The sequence below is a fragment of the Candidatus Woesearchaeota archaeon genome (genome assembly GCA_016187565.1).
Classification (GTDB): domain Archaea; phylum Nanobdellota; class Nanobdellia; order Woesearchaeales; family JACPJR01; genus JACPJR01.
In genome coordinates this window covers 81619-94603 of record JACPJR010000010.1, presented here as the reverse complement: position 1 = coordinate 94603, position 12985 = coordinate 81619, and the positions used below count along the sequence as shown (strand labels likewise).

The following is a 12985-nucleotide window of genomic DNA, read 5'->3' as shown; positions in this document are numbered from 1 at the left end:
ATGCAAAAAAATAACGTTAAGCAACAACGAGTACGTTTGATAACCATAGCCATTGTTCTTTCAATTGTGCTTTATGTGCTTGGCGTCGTCAGTGGCCTTTTTGCGAATAACCTACTCAAAAAGGAAACCCAGCAGGAATATGAAAGCCTCAGAGAATATGTACGCCTGATGGATTCAAATCTTCAAAGTTGGCAGATGGAACAACAATTTCTGAATACACTTAGTGAGAAAGAAAGATGTAATTTTTCACGTATCGCTATGGGAAAATTAACCGATCTCTTGAGTGATTACTGGGCAACCTTGCCTTTTCGACTTGAAGAATTTGAAAAAAATAATGTACTCTCTCCAGAATACCTTGCTCTGAAAAAACAATACACCCAACACTCCATTCGAACGTGGATTGTTGCAAAAGACCTCTATGAACAATGTGGCCATGAGTCTATCGTCGGGCTTTATTTTTATACGCCAACCTGCAATACGTGTACCCGGCAAGGAGAAGAACTCGATGAACTCAGAAAGAAAGTACGGACTGGTGGAAAAGAGCTTATGCTTTTTGTGGTTGACAGCAGTACCGAGGAACTAATTGTCCAAGACTTAAAAGAGTATTACAACATTACTATGACACCTGCCTTAATCTTTTCAGAAGAAGTATACCAAGGACAGGTCTTCACTGCAGAAGAATTAATGAAAAATTTGTCGGATATAAAATCGGACATAAAATGAAGCTTCGTAAACCGCAGTGGATATTGTATGGTCTTATTTTTTTTCTCATTGCCTATATAGCACTCATTGCAACCGGGTTTGCAAAAACAGAGTTTACTAAGAAACCTTTAGCCAAAGAACTCGCTGAAGAGAGGAATGTTGCTGGATTATATGACTTTTATCTGAGCACAACTCCCGAAACTGGAAATAACCTCTGGCATGGAAGTGAAAACGCCAGTATTACGCTTATTGTCTATCTAACTCCAACATCACCTGCATCACAAACATTCATGAGCGTGTATCTTCCCCAAATCGAGAGAGAGTATATTGCCACAGGAAAGGTGAAATTTACCTACAAAAACTACCTCACGACAAGAGATATCCAAGAAAAAAGTGATACCTTTTTATATGCACAGGCCTTTAGCTGTTTATCAAGGATCTATCCAGAACAATACTATCCGCTTCTTCTCGAGGTGTATAGTACCGGAAAAAGGCCCGAAGATGTTGAAAGTATCGTCAAAACAGAAGACAATACATCTACGGCAAGGTTTAATGAATGCTTCAATGGAGAGCCGCTCACTGACATTCTCTATGATATGTCAGAAGTTGAAAATTTTGGGATGAGTGGGATTCTTCCACGCATGTATATTGGTATTCAGGGGAGAGGCAATACGCTTCTCAATGGTTTGCCAACTTATGAAAAAATGAAAAAAACAATACGGGATTATCAAGTAAGACTTGGTGATTAAGATGAGCATGCTCTATGATCTTTCACTGTGGATTTACAATCTCACTCTCGTTCCGATTATTTTTATCTCTGTACTCTTTCTCTTGTTTGTTCTTCTAAACCTTTCGCTTAAACAACAACCTACTCGATATAAGAAATTAAAGACCTTGCCTTTTATCAGTGTTCAGATTCCAACTTATAATGACCCTATTGCGATGCGGTGTGTCAAGCATTGTATGGCCTTTGACTATCCAAAGGAAAAGTATGAAATAATTATCGCAGATGATAGCACCAATCAAGAAACGCAAGAAAAACTCAAACAATTCGCTGATAAACATCCCGGCTTTGTAAAGTATATTCACCGTAATCATCGTGAAGGCTTCAAAGCAGGAGCATTACAGAATGCAATGCAGATGACGAGAGGAGAAATTCTTGTTCTCTTTGATGCAGATTGGACACCAAAGAGAGATTTTCTTAAAAGAGTTATTGAACCATTTTCAGACCCAAAGGTTGCCTTAGTACAAACCAGACAGGGATTTTACAATAAAGACTATAACTTTATCACTCGATTCGCTTCCTATCTTTTGATGGTCTACCACACCATCATCATGCCCATCAACAATAAAATAAACTGTGTTTTCTTCTGCGGAACAGGCGGTGCATTACGAAGAAGCGCCTTTGAAAAGGTAGGAGGATGGAACACGAAGAGCGTAACCGAAGATGCTGATTTGAGTTTTCATCTGCTCATCAACGGGTATACGACTATCTACCTCGATTATGAAAATCAAAGTGAAGTTCCTGAAACCTTCGAAAGTTTTCTTAAACAACAGATGCGCTGGTGCTATGGAAATGTTCGTGTTTTCATGGATAATGCACGGACCATTCTTATTGGAAAAGAGTTAACCATGAAGCAGCGCTTGATGATAATCTACATTACCCTCGGAAATATCATCGCCCCAATAATCATAGCCATGACCTTTTTTGGGTTTGGAGGTTGGTTTCTAGGAGAACCTCAATTGTTCAATATGATGGATATTTTCGATCTGCTCTCACGATTTATGTATACCGCTGGATTTTTCCTGATGGGGATGGTCACTCTTTACAAGCGAGGATTACTTGGGGAGACAAAGTACCTTATAGCAACGACGTTTACGCTCGGAATTGTCCTAGCTATGAACAATACGATCGCTTTTTGCAAAGCACTCATCAATCATCCGCTGCACTGGTTCTGCACGCCAAAAGTTGGCAATGATCATTTTGTCAATGGAAAATGACTATACAACTTCTCACGAATACAATAACCGTCATCTTTTTTGTAGTCATTCTTTCTTATTACGTCCTCTTATTCATCAAGAGAAAATCGGCTATTGCTGAAAAAAAATTCAACAGCATCAGCATTATTATTCCTGCTCACAACGAAGAAAAATATATAGCAGACTGTCTCGCCTCAGTCATTGATGCTCGTTTTGATGGTGATAAGGAGATCATTGTGGTTGACGATGGCAGTAAGGATAAAACAAGCGAGATTGTTGCTCGATTCAAGGTTACCTTACTGAAAACAGAACACACTGGAAAGTCAAATGCAATCAATAAAGCCCTTGCTCTAGCGAAAGGTGATCTCATTGCCGTCGTAGATGCAGATAGCGTTATTCATAAAGATTCTCTTACTGAGCTCACAAAAGAAGTTGAGAAGAAAAATGTTGTGGCTGCATGTTGCCCGGTAAAGGTCAAAAATAGAAAGAAATTCATCTGCTTATGGCTCCATATCGGAGAAATATATTATTCCCTGATGAGAAATATATTTAGCAAGGTAAATGCGAACATTACTACACCTGGGCCGCTCAGTGTTTACCGCAAAAAAGAACTTCTCGAGATAGGGGGTTTTAGCACTGATTGTTTTTCAGAAGATGCTGACGTCACTATTAGACTTATCCGGAAGGGATATACTATCGGTTTTTCAGAAAAAGCAATGGCTGAAACCAATATGCCCTATGATGCCAAAGGGTTTTTCAGACAACGAACAAGGTTTGCACGAGGTCTCATTAAATTATTAAAGAAACATTTACAATTGAACAACTCCATTATTGATCTCTATACCCTACCTTTATTCCTTTTTGGTTATGTCCAATCTCTAATTATGGGTTCGTGGCTTGTTTATCAGATCATTTCTGGATACACTACCTATTTTTATTCTAAAGGAATCTATTTCAATTGGTTGGTTTTGAAATTCTTTTTTGAATGGTTTTCTCTTGTTGGTACCATTAAGTGGATGATAACCGTCTTCCAAGGCCAAACTCCCTTGACCTTCATAACTATTGCAGGAATTCTTGCAACGCTTTTATCCTATCCATTATATCTTATAGCTATTCTTAAGTATGATAAGAAAATTGATCTCTGGCATCTCATTCCCTTATTTTTTATGTTCCCCTTCTGGCTTCTCATGATGATGATTCAGATTATTTGTATTCCAGAGTATTTCAAAAAGGAACAGTACAACAAATGGAAAAAGAATGAATAAGCGAAGCCTGACCATGGACGTTGAAGCCTATTTCAAAAATGGCAAAGTCTATGTCTGGAAAGAAACCTTTGTCATTGTCAAATCAAAGACGACAAGTCCGGATGCTTTTGTAAATATTGTCGATAAGAATGAAACAACCGTTATTATTGATCAATTACAATGCAACAAAAACCAATTCCTTCAAAAAAATGCAATTGCCATTGAAAAGAATTGGAGAATGCTGACTTTTGCTATGGTTTTGCCATTTGAGTTAATTGGATTTGTGGCAACTGTTTCTACAGCACTTGCACAAGAAAAAATTCCGATTATGGTGATTTCTGCGTACTCCACAGATCACCTCATGGTGAAGAAAAGTAACCTAACAAGAGCGATAAAGACTCTTGAAAAGCTTGGCTGTACGGTTGAAAAAAAGTAATGCTCTTTTATTTTTTTGATGAGTTCCACAACACCGTAAAAAATTGTCGGTAAGAATGCGTTACCTCTTTACTCCTTACAAGGGTAGCAATAGGTTGATCTGACCAGACAATTATTGCGATTTTATCCCCATAGATCCAGGTAGTTGCCGGAGTGTCATAGACATGAGGATTAAACCTTATCTGTGAAATGGGAAACTTCGCTGTAGCTTTTTTTTTCCTTGTTTTTTCAGTGTAAATTATCTTTATTGGAATTTTCAATAGTCCTCGTTTCATGTGCCACTGTTCAGCATAATGCTGGAATATGTCAACAAATCTCCCTTCTGCTCCAAAAACCAGCAATTCTTTTTTTGTTTTCAGAACATCTTCAGCTATTGATCTCAATCCTTTTTTTCCTTTATAGATGGTTGCCTCTTGAGGTTCTTTATTTAATTTCCTCCTTGTTTCAAGATCTGTTAAGACAGAATTGACAAGCTCTCTCTTTCTCTTGATTTCCTCTTCTCTTTCGTCAAGATACTTGATAATCCTTGTAGGAGATGCAGCCTCAAAATATTTTCTATTAGCTTTAATCACATAACTCACCAGACCTTTTTCAATAAGCTTGTCTAACGCATCATAAACATTAGTTCTATTTACTCCTGATCTTTTGGTGACATCTCCAGCTAATGTAGAGCCTAAATCTAATAATGCCAGATAAACCTTGGCCTCATTGCCTGCCAATCCTGCTTCTTCGAGTATTGATTTTACGTCCATATGATCCAGTAATACCCACGAGTATTTAAATTTTATTATTGTTGTAATACTATATAACAACAAAAATTTATATATTGATTCTGTTATTGAGTTAGGGTGATGAAAATGATAGAACTTTATGATATGGGAAGAACAACGCACAGAGCTGTAAAAGGGATGTATGAATTTATAGTTAATAATATTGATAGATATGTTAGTGATCAGCAATTAGCAGAAAAGCTAAAAGAAGAAGCGAGAAATAGAGAAGTTCAAGGACATAGCATACCACAAGAGTGTTTCTCAGCTATGTGTACTGTTTGGACTCAGGCATATAGAACTGGCGATTTTCTAATAGATTTAGAAGCAACTATATTTCCAGATACTGTTCCACGATTTCAAAAAGTTAAGGAAAATAGAAGAAGAATTGGTATATTAACCTCAGCTTCAAAAGATTTTACCGATATTCTTTATGGGTTGCCAATTGGAGCAAATCAAAAGCTGTCTGATCTTGTAGATGAGTATTTTCTTGGAGAGGAAATTGGAGATAAAGACTTTCCAGAGACATTTGTAAGGTTATGGGAAAGAACAGAAGGAGGGATTTATGCTATTTTTGACGATAAGCCCTCTGTTTGCAGGGCTGCCTCAGATGGTATCAGGCAAGCCAATGGTTCAGCGAGCATCTATTTAGTTGATAGGAAAAATCAATACTCTGGTGAAGTCTTAGAGGGATTGGTAGATAAGGGCGTGGTTAAAATATCATGTTTTGATGGGGTTAAAGACTACCATGAAAGACCTTCAATATGATTTTAGTGTATTAGAATACAAAACCTATTTTGGTTCAGGACAAGTATTTCAGCGAATAAAGGCTATGATCATATATCTTGATCAAAGTGAAACTTACCACCATTTTGTCGGACATTCTGATACTTTATGGAATACTCTTGGAATGCCTGATAGAAGCAGAAGAGAAATCGTTCCAATTAAACAGCAAAAAAGAATAGCAACAATAGGATTATATTATCCTGCAGAGTGGTTAGTCGAGAAATTCGGGAAAGATAGAGCAGTCACGGAAAGAAGAGAGATGAGATTTCTTCCAGAAGGCATTTCTTTTCCTATTCGCTTTTACTGTTACAAGGACACTGTACATTACATATTTGAAAATGAACGGGACTTCAATTCAGTGGAAGTCAGTGATATTTCTTACGCACGAAGACAGAGAGAATTAGTTGAAAGGATGGTAGTACATAAAAAAAAGGGTGAAAAAGCAAATGTATCAGTATCTGAATTTCCAAATGACATGATTTCGCAATTTGCAGTTTGTTCCTATATGTTATTGGATTTATTCTCAAATCATATTACTGAAGTAGAAGTAAATCTACCCCAAGCAAAAAAAAGACTGTCTGACTTAGTCACTGGATGTCGAGGTATAGATCTGATGGTAAAATAACATGACCTGGGAAAAATTAGTGGAAAGAGAAGGGGACTTTTTGAAGAATTATCTTCTCTATGAGAACTATGTTGAGGATTTCCCACAGGTTCATAATAGACACCATAGCAATTTTTTAACAATAAGAAGAGGAAACACGTTTGCTCATTTTGTTCAGAAGCAAAGTGGAAAAGAATTTTCAAAATTCTTGAAAGATAAAATAGCTCAAAATCCTCAATTCATGAGTAAGATATTGGAAAGAGGGAAATTCCATTTTGAAAACTTGGTTCATTTTTCAGAAGAGATTGCAAAAAGAGATTTAGATAGATTATCAAATAGGGAGCTTAAGGAATTATTAGAGGGATACTTCAGACGATATAAGGCACCTTACCCTTATTTTAATATCACTATTTTTACCGATGGATTAGAAGAAAAAAAGAAAACAATAGATAGAATGGCGGATTTAAGATTCTTAGGAAGATCAAGTTTTAACAAGACACATGAACTTATTGAGCCAGTATTTGAAGAAATTGGAAAAAGGTTTGATGTAAGTACAGATGAAGTAAAATTCCTAAAACCAATAGAAATCATACATTTGCTGGATGGGGATGAGCTAGATGTAAAGAGTCTTATCAGCAATAGACAGAACTGTTATTTCCTCCTTCAAGAAGGTAAGTTTTTTCTAAAGGAAAATGAAAGTTATGTTATTAATGAAGAGGCAAGTAATGAACTTACAGGAAGAGGAACATTCCCAGCATCGTATACAGGGAAAGTAAAAGTAGTAAGAACTATTGAAGATATAGAGAAAATGAATGATGGTGATATTATAGTTTCAAGAATGACAACACCAGATTTAATAGTAGAGGGTGTGAAAAGAGCAGGAGCAATAGTTACCGATGAAGGAGGTGTGACCTGCCATGCCGCTGTACTCAGTAGAGAACTCAAGATACCTGTATTGCTGGGAACAGGAAATGCAACAAAACTTCTTAATGATGGTGACCTGATAGAAGTAGATACAGACAAGGGAACAGTAACAAAGCTTAAACCTAAACCTTAAACTTTTTCAATCGCAAGATAAACGCATTACGGATGAACTCAGTAAAGTCCTTTGCACCTAATTTTGATTTTCCATGTGTACGATCAGCAAAAACAATAGGGATTTCTACAATTTTCGCATTTGCCTGTAATGCTGCTGCCAACAGATCCATCTGGAAGGCATATCCTTTTGCATGTAAAGTATCAACATGAATGCGTTGTAACAGATCTGCACGAATTGCCCGATAGCCAGAGGTACAATCATGAACCGTGTACATTCCTGCAACAATACGTGCAAAAAAGTTTCCTCCAGTACTTATCGCTTTCCGGAAGATACTCCAGTCGTTGATGCTCCCTCCATGGATATATCGTGAACCAATAACAAAATCCGCTCCTTCCTGGATTGCTTGTAAGAAATTACGTAAATTGCTGGGATCGTGGCTTAAATCTGCGTCCATTTCAAACACAACATCATATCCCTGCTGGAGTGCATAGTGAAACCCCCGTATATAGGCCATACCTAACCCTTGTTTTTGGCCAGTCAAGAGATCTATAGCCTGAGGATAACGGCCCTTGTAGGCCTTAACAGCATCTGCAGTACCATCAGGGCTGTTATCATCAACAACAACAAGGTGCATCTGCACTGAAAAAAGACGTTCAAGCACTGAAAATTCGGTCATAAGCTGATCAAAAAGAGGAGCAATATTTGCTCGTTCGTTATAGGTAGGCAAGATGATACAAACTTTCATGAAGACGAAAAAGAGGGACTGGCTATTTATATGTTTCTTTCGTTTACCTTAGAGGACAACAAAATTTAAATAAAGAGGTTACTCTCCTGCGTTACCATGAGCAACAAAGAACAACATTATAAAACATTACAAAAAAAATACAAACTTCCTCTCTATAAAGAGCTTGATGAGGAATTTGAAATAAACGATATCGAAACAGAAAGGTCCCTTCTAGGCGAGATCCGTAAAAAGATCATTGACCGAATTGACCCATACCTGGATATTCTTGATAAGATCTTACAACCGGACCAGGTTTTTACCGAGCTCTATGAGGCAAAGAATTTTGATGAAGAAGAAAAAAAGGAGATGTATGTTTTATATCGACGCCTTATGTGGTATCTGCGCTATGCAACAGAAGTAAGTGTGACAAACACCGAAAAAGAGAACGCCTTGTTTATTAATCTGTTTTGGAAAGAATGGCCAGCTCTTAAGAAAAAAATAGCCCCAATTATGAAAAAAGTAAAGGAAGGCTGGCAACTCGAGAGCGAGGCGCAGGAAAGACTTGCCTATTTCGGCTAAACACACAAATAACAAGGAATTAAGGAGCAGCATATGCAACGGATCGTCCTTTTAGGCCCACCTGGTTCAGGAAAGGGTACACAAGCAAAAAAAATGATGGAACTTCTCAAGATACCGCAGATCTCAACAGGAGACATATTACGAGAAGCAGTAAAGAACAACACACTCCTCGGAAAGAAAGCCAAGGCTTATATGGATGCTGGAGAGCTTGTACCTGACGATCTTATCATTAAGATTATTAAGGAACGGATTACCAAAGAAGACTGCATAAACGGCTTTATTTTAGACGGATTTCCACGAACAACAGCACAGGCAATAGCATTACAAAAATTGACGCCTATTGATCATGTGCTCTCTATTCAGCTCCACGATGAGGAAGCAATTAAGCGCATTTCCCGTCGAAGAACCTGTAGTAATTGTGGTGCAGTCTATCATTTAGATTACCACCCCCCTCATGTTAAGGGCATCTGTGACCAGTGTAAAGGCAAACTCATCCAACGAGATGATGAAAAGGAAGAAACCATCAAAAGAAGATTAGAAGTGTATCATCAACAAACAAAACCTCTCGTTGAGTATTATCAGAAAGCACGATTACTCAGAACGATTGACGGAAGCAAACCCATTCAAGAAGTAACGACGGATATTATGAACCTCGTAAAGAAAGTATAAGTGTTCACACGCAAGAAGATAGTACAAGGACGAGAGCCTACCAAACGTCTGGTCGTTGTGGACTAGGTCTACCATATCCTAACTGAACTAATGCATCATCCAAGGGTTGTCGGGAATGAACATAGGATGGGGAAAGATTCTCACTAATAAGTCGAGCAACAATACCGCTGATACCCAAAAGATGAGTACGCTCTCCTCGAGGGACAGAAAGCACTACATCAAAAAATTCTTTGCCTGGAACATAAAAGAGGCGTACTTGGTCCTCAACTGTATCCCCTGTAGGCACTTTAATATCTGTAAATCCACAGTAGATAGACTTGGCATTCGGTGAAATATCAACGCACTCCACCATAGAGCCATCATCATAGTTTACTGCAACCCCTGGATGAGTGTACAACCCATTTCTCCCTTCAATACTAACCATAGTCCCTCCTTGGCTGACTGTAAGAGGTCTGCTTAGTGTGCCATCATGACCAAAATAATCATCTAAAACCGTAAAATCCAAGGTGGGTTGGTCATCTCGGGGTCCAACATGAAGAACACCTGGTTGAGGTAACCGCTCACAAAGATAAGAAACAAGCCCTGCAGGTACGCCAATCGACAGATGTGGTCTTCCTGCGTCGTCGCGGTCATAGGACAAATGTCCGTTATACTCTGGAGATGCTGTACCCATAAAACAGCTTCTTAAAACAGGTAGATACTTATATTCTTTTACCTTATCAAATATATTGAAATATATCATAATAGTCTTATTATCTCGAAAAATATATTTTCAAAAGTTTTATAAAGACGTAGTTACCTCTTGCGAGCATGAAGCGAAAAGTCATCCAGCAGGGAAACAACACGCTCACGATCACGCTCCCAAAGCAGTGGACGCAACAGTGTGGTATTACAACAAAAACAGAGGTAGATGTCGAAGAACGTGGCAATACCCTCCTTATCAGTTCCTTCGCAGAGAACCGTAAAACAGCACAGCAGATTACTATTGACATTACCGGCTTAGATTATTCTTCGGTTCGACATGAGCTGAGGTCTTCCTACAAGGTTGGTGCTGACGAGATTACGGTACTATTCAAGAATCCCCTGTGTGAAAATTTTGAGATGGGTACAACGGTAAAAACCATCGATGCCATTAAACGTGAAGTCGGTATGCTGGTTGGGTTTGAAATTGTCGAGGAACGAAAAGACCATGCCATTATTAAAGATATTTCAGAGAGTTCGCTGAAAGACTTTGATGACATCCTTCGACGGATTTTCCTGTTAATTCGTGACTATATTGCACAGGTAATGGAAGCAGTAGAAAAGATGGACACGTCATTACTTGCAACCATGGAGGAAAAACATGATGGCCTCACCAAATTCACGAATTTCTGCCTGAGAATACTTTATCGCGCTGGCTATAAAGATTACCGTAAGACCATCTTCTTATATCATATCATTACTGGACTGGATGAGATCGTTGATGTTTATCGTCTCGCTGCCCGACATTTATTGACATTTAAACAAGAAACATTAGATAAAAAAACAAAATTATTAATGAAGGACATTCAGAAAGCCTTTGAGGAATATCATCTTCTCTTTTATGAGTTAAATAAGGAAAGAATCATGCATATCAGTAGATCACGATGGAACAATTTTGCAAAGATCACAGAACTACAAGGGAAAATCCCAACAAATGAACTGATTTTAGTAACTCTCATGCACCACTGCTATGACATCCTCGTTAGCTTAGTTGAATCACGGGTAGGGATGGAACTTTAATACTGTGTATATATATATATTCAATTTGAGATGCCTAAACAAATGCCACAAGAGGATCTATAGGAAAATACATTAATTTTCGTAATAATTTGTATGTCTTTTCCTAATAAGCAAAGGACATAAAGTTACGGTTATTAGTGTCCTTTGCTATAATAGAAGACGACTGGGAATATGAATAAAACAGGATTGGAGTTTATTATCCAGAATGGAGAAGGAATTAAAACAGAGTTCAAAGAGTCTTTTGACTCAAAAAACATAGCAAAAGAGATTGTCGCTTTTACCAATTCAGAAGGAGGCAAGATTTTCATAGGGATATCTGATTTAGGTGAGATAAGGGGCGTTAAGGTAACCAACAAATTAAAATCAGAGATACAAGATATTGCAAGGAACTGCGATCCACCTGTAACTGTTTTTATCGAAGAAATTGACAATGTTTTAGTCATAAATGTTAAAGAAGGAATAAACAAGCCTTATAGGTGCTCTGCAGGTTTCTTTTTAAGGCAAGGAACCAATTCCCAAAAATTATCAACTGAAGAAATCAGGGAATTTTTTAATAAAGAGAGAAAAATATTATTTGATGAAGCAACTAATACTGCATTTGGTTTTCAAAACGGCTATGATCGGAAGAAGTTTAACAATTTTCTGGCACTTGCAAAAATAAGCAGAGTAATTCCTGAAAGGGAAATTCTGAAGAATATTGGAACACTTACTGATGATGGAAAATTCAAGAACGCAGGGGTTCTATTCTTTTGCAAAAATGTGAGCCAATTCATCCCTCATGCGGTTGTTACTTGCGTCCTCTATAAGGGAAAAGATAAAACCTATATTATTGACAAAAAGGATTTTGATGAGGACATTATGTCCAATTATGAAAATTCCATGAAATTTTTGTATACTAACCTTAAAATCATTTATCGGATTGAGGGCTCTGGGCCAAGAAAAGAAATTCTTGAAATTCCAGAAGAGTCCTTAAAGGAGTGCTTAATCAATGCTTTGGCACATAGAGACTATCTGGAAAAAGGCGCAAGAGTTCAGGTTGATGTTTTTGATGACAGGGTTGAAATCAGCAACCCCGGCGGATTGATTATTAAAGAGGAAGAATTCGGGAAAAGAAGCCTGTCAAGAAACCCCCTGCTCTTTAGTTTAATGCAAAAAGCTGATTTAGTTGAGCAGGTCGGAAGCGGAATAAACCGGATAAGAGAAGCAATGAAAAAAGCAGAATTGAAATCGCCAGTTTTTGAATTCGGGAAGTTCTTTGCTGTAACCTTGCTTAGGCCTGATGAAGATAAAATAGGCAAAATTGTCGGAAAGTACTCCCCCCAGAAAACCCCCCAGAAAACCCCCCAGAAAACCCCCCAGAAACCCACAAGGTTAGAGGAAGAAATACTTAACCTTATTTCCACAAACAACGCAATTACCCGTGAAGAGATGGCCCTGAAGCTCAAATTAAGCCCTGAAACGGTAAAGGAATATCTTGCAAAGCTAAAAGAAAAAGGGTTATTAAAAAGAATCGGCCCCGACAAAGGTGGGCATTGGGGGGTAATAACATGAAAAAATCAGCAAATACAAAAAGAAATATTCGCTTATGGAGATAATAGAAAATGTCTAATGCTGAAGAAGAAAAATTCAACTGCAACAAATGCGGAATTGAGATCGGCGGGCATAATAAGTACTGGTATGATGGAATGTGTGATG

Annotated in this window: 15 protein-coding genes; 12 read left to right on the top strand and 3 right to left on the bottom strand. The window is 37.9% G+C overall.

Annotation, left to right across the window (positions count from 1 at the left end; all coding sequences use genetic code 11):
- The 5 genes from HYW21_03145 to HYW21_03125 are packed head-to-tail and all read left to right on the top strand — an operon-like array spanning position 1 to position 4362.
- On the top strand, positions 1 to 723 hold the full coding sequence (locus HYW21_03145) for a hypothetical protein (protein MBI2548322.1): 723 nt from the start codon (positions 1 to 3) through the stop codon (positions 721 to 723).
- Positions 720 to 1451: a thioredoxin domain-containing protein gene (locus HYW21_03140; protein ID MBI2548321.1), complete on the top strand. Its 732-nt coding sequence runs from the start codon at positions 720 to 722 to the stop codon at positions 1449 to 1451. Before HYW21_03145 ends, HYW21_03140 begins: the two co-directional genes overlap by 4 nt.
- Position 1452: 1 nt before the next feature.
- The gene (locus HYW21_03135) at positions 1453 to 2703 is read left to right on the top strand and encodes a glycosyltransferase (GenBank protein ID MBI2548320.1); all 1251 of its coding nucleotides are present in this window, start codon (positions 1453 to 1455) and stop codon (positions 2701 to 2703) included.
- Positions 2700 to 3947 (top strand): glycosyltransferase family 2 protein, encoded by a 1248-nt coding sequence (locus tag HYW21_03130; protein MBI2548319.1) that lies wholly within the window; start codon positions 2700 to 2702, stop codon positions 3945 to 3947. Before HYW21_03135 ends, HYW21_03130 begins: the two co-directional genes overlap by 4 nt.
- A gap of 13 nt (positions 3948 to 3960) precedes the next feature.
- Positions 3961 to 4362: an ACT domain-containing protein gene (locus tag HYW21_03125; GenBank protein ID MBI2548318.1), complete on the top strand. Its 402-nt coding sequence runs from the start codon at positions 3961 to 3963 to the stop codon at positions 4360 to 4362.
- A 7-nt stretch (positions 4363 to 4369) separates the two neighbouring features.
- Here the strand turns inward: HYW21_03125 and HYW21_03120 are convergent, their stop codons facing one another.
- Positions 4370 to 5113, bottom strand: a complete 744-nt coding sequence (locus tag HYW21_03120) for a hypothetical protein (GenBank protein ID MBI2548317.1) — start codon at positions 5111 to 5113, stop codon at positions 4370 to 4372.
- Positions 5114 to 5212: 99 nt separating this feature from the next.
- On the opposite strand from HYW21_03120, the gene HYW21_03115 reads away from it, so the two are divergent.
- From HYW21_03115 to HYW21_03105, 3 genes are read left to right on the top strand one after another with little or no spacing between them, the layout of a single operon-like run.
- Positions 5213 to 5896: a hypothetical protein gene (locus HYW21_03115; GenBank protein ID MBI2548316.1), complete on the top strand. Its 684-nt coding sequence runs from the start codon at positions 5213 to 5215 to the stop codon at positions 5894 to 5896.
- The gene (locus HYW21_03110) at positions 5877 to 6539 is read left to right on the top strand and encodes a hypothetical protein (protein ID MBI2548315.1); all 663 of its coding nucleotides are present in this window, start codon (positions 5877 to 5879) and stop codon (positions 6537 to 6539) included. The genes HYW21_03115 and HYW21_03110 overlap by 20 nt, the downstream gene beginning before the upstream one ends.
- Before the next feature lies 1 nt (position 6540).
- Positions 6541 to 7575: a hypothetical protein gene (locus HYW21_03105; GenBank protein MBI2548314.1), complete on the top strand. Its 1035-nt coding sequence runs from the start codon at positions 6541 to 6543 to the stop codon at positions 7573 to 7575.
- Here HYW21_03105 and HYW21_03100 read toward each other — a convergent pair.
- Positions 7565 to 8302: a polyprenol monophosphomannose synthase gene (locus HYW21_03100; GenBank protein MBI2548313.1), complete on the bottom strand. Its 738-nt coding sequence runs from the start codon at positions 8300 to 8302 to the stop codon at positions 7565 to 7567. The genes HYW21_03105 and HYW21_03100 overlap by 11 nt on opposite strands.
- A 96-nt stretch (positions 8303 to 8398) precedes the next feature.
- Here HYW21_03100 and HYW21_03095 point away from each other — a divergent pair, with 96 nt between their 5' ends.
- Complete coding sequence (locus HYW21_03095; protein ID MBI2548312.1) at positions 8399 to 8860, top strand: hypothetical protein; 462 nt, start codon at positions 8399 to 8401, stop codon at positions 8858 to 8860.
- Positions 8861 to 8893: 33 nt separating this feature from the next.
- Positions 8894 to 9529 (top strand): adenylate kinase, encoded by a 636-nt coding sequence (locus HYW21_03090; GenBank protein MBI2548311.1) that lies wholly within the window; start codon positions 8894 to 8896, stop codon positions 9527 to 9529.
- A 37-nt stretch (positions 9530 to 9566) separates the two neighbouring features.
- Here the strand turns inward: HYW21_03090 and HYW21_03085 are convergent, their stop codons facing one another.
- On the bottom strand, positions 9567 to 10202 hold the full coding sequence (locus tag HYW21_03085) for a hypothetical protein (protein MBI2548310.1): 636 nt from the start codon (positions 10200 to 10202) through the stop codon (positions 9567 to 9569).
- A 137-nt stretch (positions 10203 to 10339) separates the two neighbouring features.
- On the opposite strand from HYW21_03085, the gene HYW21_03080 reads away from it, so the two are divergent.
- Positions 10340 to 11290, top strand: coding sequence for a hypothetical protein (locus HYW21_03080; protein MBI2548309.1), 951 nt, complete (start codon positions 10340 to 10342; stop codon positions 11288 to 11290).
- Between the two features lie 171 nt (positions 11291 to 11461).
- Positions 11462 to 12841 (top strand): putative DNA binding domain-containing protein, encoded by a 1380-nt coding sequence (locus HYW21_03075; GenBank protein ID MBI2548308.1) that lies wholly within the window; start codon positions 11462 to 11464, stop codon positions 12839 to 12841.
- The last annotated feature ends 144 nt before the right edge of the window (positions 12842 to 12985 follow it).

What these genes read in the sequence shown, in the direction of transcription:
- HYW21_03105 (MBI2548314.1), top strand. Translation starts at nt 6,541, where the DNA reads ATGACCTGGGAAAAATTAGTGGAAAGAGAAGGGGACTTTTTGAAGAAT.
- HYW21_03135 (MBI2548320.1), top strand. Translation starts at nt 1,453, where the DNA reads ATGAGCATGCTCTATGATCTTTCACTGTGGATTTACAATCTCACTCTC.
- HYW21_03095 (MBI2548312.1), top strand. Translation starts at nt 8,399, where the DNA reads ATGAGCAACAAAGAACAACATTATAAAACATTACAAAAAAAATACAAA.
- HYW21_03085 (MBI2548310.1), bottom strand. Translation starts at nt 10,202, where the DNA reads ATGGGTACAGCATCTCCAGAGTATAACGGACATTTGTCCTATGACCGC.
- HYW21_03140 (MBI2548321.1), top strand. Translation starts at nt 720, where the DNA reads ATGAAGCTTCGTAAACCGCAGTGGATATTGTATGGTCTTATTTTTTTT.
- HYW21_03080 (MBI2548309.1), top strand. Translation starts at nt 10,340, where the DNA reads ATGAAGCGAAAAGTCATCCAGCAGGGAAACAACACGCTCACGATCACG.
- HYW21_03130 (MBI2548319.1), top strand. Translation starts at nt 2,700, where the DNA reads ATGACTATACAACTTCTCACGAATACAATAACCGTCATCTTTTTTGTA.
- HYW21_03120 (MBI2548317.1), bottom strand. Translation starts at nt 5,113, where the DNA reads ATGGACGTAAAATCAATACTCGAAGAAGCAGGATTGGCAGGCAATGAG.
- HYW21_03115 (MBI2548316.1), top strand. Translation starts at nt 5,213, where the DNA reads ATGAAAATGATAGAACTTTATGATATGGGAAGAACAACGCACAGAGCT.
- HYW21_03100 (MBI2548313.1), bottom strand. Translation starts at nt 8,302, where the DNA reads ATGAAAGTTTGTATCATCTTGCCTACCTATAACGAACGAGCAAATATT.
- HYW21_03110 (MBI2548315.1), top strand. Translation starts at nt 5,877, where the DNA reads ATGAAAGACCTTCAATATGATTTTAGTGTATTAGAATACAAAACCTAT.
- HYW21_03090 (MBI2548311.1), top strand. Translation starts at nt 8,894, where the DNA reads ATGCAACGGATCGTCCTTTTAGGCCCACCTGGTTCAGGAAAGGGTACA.
- HYW21_03145 (MBI2548322.1), top strand. Translation starts at nt 1, where the DNA reads ATGCAAAAAAATAACGTTAAGCAACAACGAGTACGTTTGATAACCATA.
- HYW21_03125 (MBI2548318.1), top strand. Translation starts at nt 3,961, where the DNA reads ATGGACGTTGAAGCCTATTTCAAAAATGGCAAAGTCTATGTCTGGAAA.
- HYW21_03075 (MBI2548308.1), top strand. Translation starts at nt 11,462, where the DNA reads ATGAATAAAACAGGATTGGAGTTTATTATCCAGAATGGAGAAGGAATT.